At 55.8% G+C, this 3575-nt stretch carries 1 protein-coding gene; it reads right to left on the reverse strand.

Translation table 11 applies throughout. The features are described from left to right. Positions 1-3171: hypothetical protein (locus tag VHE12_07705; GenBank protein HVZ80670.1), on the reverse strand; the 3171-nt coding region annotated here is incomplete at its 3' end. Positions 3172-3575: the final 404 nt, after the last annotated feature.

Consider the following 3575-nt stretch of genomic DNA (forward strand, 5'->3'; position numbering starts at 1 on the left):
ATTGGTCGGAGTGAAACTGTTGGTGAAGGTGTTGGTAGGGGTGTGGGTATCGGTCACGGTGAAGGTGTTGGTCGCGGTGGCCGAGGGCACCGTCGTGAAGGTGTTGGTGGGCGTGAAGCTCGGCGTGAAGGTGAAGGTCGAAGTCGAGGTATTGGTCGCGGTCCTCGTATTGGTGGACGTAGAAGTATCAGTGGCGGTAGAGGTACTGGTCGCCGTAGACGTGGTCGTGAAAGTGGAGGTCGAGGTCCGGGTCGAGGTAACGGTGCTCGTCGAGGTCGCCGTCGCCACCGCCGTCGCCGTACTTGTAGAAGTGGAGGTATTGACCGCCGTCGCCGTGCTGGTGGAGGTGTTGACCGCCGTCGCGGTGCTGGTACTGGTCGAAGAGGACGTACTAGTGGATGTTGAGGTATTGGTCCGAGTGAAGGTACTGGTGGCCGTGGCTGTGGCGGTGCTGGTCGAGGTGGAGGTGGAGGTCGAAGTGCTGGTCGAAGTGGAGGTGGTCGTATTGGTGGAAGTGCTGGTCGAAGTGGAGGTACTCGTAGAGGTGGAAGTCGAGGTCCGCGTAGCCGTAGCGGTCGCCGTAGTGGTATTGGTCGACGTGCTCGTGGAGGTCGAAGTACTGGTCGAAGTAGAAGTGCTGGTCGAGGTGGCGGAGTTAGTGAAGGTTTGAGTAGCCGTCGCGGTATTGGTGCGCGTCGGAGTTGGAGTGGGTGTTGGGGTGGTGCACTGTCCGGTGAATTGGTAGGACTTGAAGGTGGCGTTAGGGCAGTTGTTCTGCATCAGGCCCATGTAGCCATTGGAACAACCACCGCCGGTGAAGGTGGCCAAGACCGAAGCGGAACTCAAACCGGCCTGGGAAGTGGCGATCTTCACGGCATATTGGCAGGAAGCGTTGATATCCACTTCCACCCAGAAAGGACAGCCGTTCAAGGCCCCGTTCGCTGTATTGGCCGACCCGACATTGGAGGCCACCCCTGCTGTGTACTTCACGAAATAAACGGTCCCGGCGTTGCTGGACCCGTTATTGAAGAATTGGAGACCATAGCCGTTCCCCGTAAGCATGTCGTATCCGAAGACAATGCCCCCGAAGTTCCCGCCGTTCACCTGCTCGCACATGGAGACTTGCATGGTCCCGGGCCCGCTGGGGGTCTGGTTATTAAGAAGGAAGTTATTGGCCCCATTGCAACCGCCGCTCTCGGAAATACCCGAGCTACTGGCGCCCCAACCCGAAAGGGCCTGTTGATTGAACGGGTAGCTTCCGACCTGCCAACCAAAGGGAATGGAATTGCTGTTGAAATTATAGGTAACCGAGCACTGGGAGACCGGGTTGCAACGGTATTGGGAGATCAAAGCCTGCTGCCACAAGGTCGTCTTGGCGTTCTGGGTACCAAGATACATGCCCCATTCAATGCTTTGTGCACCCGAATTGAAATTGGAACCCAATTGGTAATCCCGATAACGGTCTCCAACTTGGTTATTGATACAGTTATGAATGCCCGGCTGGCCGCTCCAAATGGGAGGGCCGCCATTGTCTCCATAGCCAGGATTAGTGACCGGGCCCGATCCCCAAGTCTCGACCTGATCCTTATCACCATCGAGCACGGCATCGTTACAACTGATCCGGCCACCGAGGGCGCCAAGCCGTGTGCTGGACGAACCGCAACTCAACCCCAAGCAGGACCAGTTCATCCGGGTGTCCGGCGGAGCGGCCCCATAGACGATCTGCCCGTTCTCTTCAATGTGCCAAACGTTGTTCCCGTCCGCGATGGCGATGGCATTGGTGCTGGACTGGGCGGGATCCTTATAGACCACCATCAAGGACTGGCCCTGGCAGGAATCGCTATTGGCGGAGGTATTCACAGTATAGGTGGCTTGTCCCCCACCACTGAGCCAGGAAGGGTCGATGCCATATCTGGCGTTGTACCATGTCTGTAGCCAACCGACATAAGTGACCGGAGCCCCTGCAATATAACCGGCGGTGGTCGTGTGCCCATTGAAGTTGATCGCGTTGGTGTTCCCCGCCACCGAAGACCCATTCATGTATTCCACATAGAGATAGGCCGTGACCGGGACTGCGCCAGGCGGAAGAGAAACGGTCAAGGGTGATCCGCAAGGACCGGCCGCCAGGGCGTAGTCGATGCCTGTCCCCACCATGACTTGTTCCTGCTTTTGAGCATAACCGCTGGGTTGGGTAGCCGCACAGCTGGTAATGGTGACACCCGAAACCACCGTCGGAGGAGGCATCGTGGCGGTCGCTGACGGGACCGGCGTATTGGTCCTCGTGGGGGTGGCCGTAGGGGAACCCGGGGTGTTGGTGATGGTTGGCGTATTGGTCCTGGTCGGAGTGGGCGTGATCGTCGGCGTATTGGTGGGCCCACAGCTCGGGAACTGGACGGAAGAAGTGCCGACCACCCCGCAACTTCCGACATTGATCGGGCCCAAGGTGACCGTTCGGCCCCGAATGTCGGTCAAGTTGAAATAAAAGGGCCCAGTCGTGGAATTCAGATTGGCCCCACCATTTCCCCAATATTCATCGTTCCCGACGGCGCCGCCCATCAAACTCAAGGCCGTAAAGGGTCCGCCACTGCTCGTGGCCCAGCCCACGCCTGTGATCGGGAAAAGTGGATTGATGAACTGGATAGGATCGTAATAACCACTGCAACCAGACTTCCATTGGTATTGGATCATGCCCGAAGGATCCCCTGTCATCAGGCTCAAGGGACAAGGAACAAAGGTCCAAGTGATATTAGCGATACCCGGAGCGGCGTTATTGGTCAGGGCATTCCAAGCATTGGGAGAAAAATCGAGCTGATGGGCCGTTCCACAAGTGGGACAGCTATCGGCGACCACGACCGTCACCGTTTTGGACAAAGAGGTATTGGTCGCCGCGATACAGGCGCCGCAAGCTTCCCCGATAGCGTAATCCGCCGAATTGATCGCGATGTACATATTGGGGTCGTAGCTTCCCGATGGGAAATTACAATTCCCAGCCGTTGTCCCCGCATAATGGGTAGCAATGGTGGAGAATGAGGTAGGCGGGTCGGTAGGACAAACTTTGGTGGAGCTATTCCAACTGATCTGGGCTTGGGCAATGGAAGCGATGGTGACAAAGACAACACAAAGGAACAAACGTCCGTCAAACCGGTTCAACGGGGATCTTTTACGACTCATGGATGGATTGTTCAGGACTATATTTTCCATCTTCTCCGGACCAACCCGGCCAGAATCGTTTTTAGTTGGGAGAAGAAAGGTGTAAAAAACGATTTTCCGGTTTCGGGTGTCTTTAATTTCAGGAAAAATTTAACATACCTGGTGGAAAAAAGCCCTTTTTTATCCGATTTTAGGGCCCTTTTAGTTTTACATTAAAACATCAACATTCCACACAAATTCCAGGAAAAAGAAGGATCTAGCAAAAATAAATTTCAGGACACTACGAGGACTTAAGCCGTTCGATGGGACGGTGAGGGTCGCGTTACTTGAGGACCATGATCTTGGCGATCTGTTTTTGGACGAACCGGCCCTGTAGGTCATAGAGGTCGGTGGGCACCAGGTAGATGCCGCTGGCCAGGCCGCTC

This window comes from bacterium (genome assembly GCA_035549195.1).
Classification (GTDB): Bacteria; Oederibacteriota; Muellerivitia; order Muellerivitales; family Muellerivitaceae; genus DASZRK01.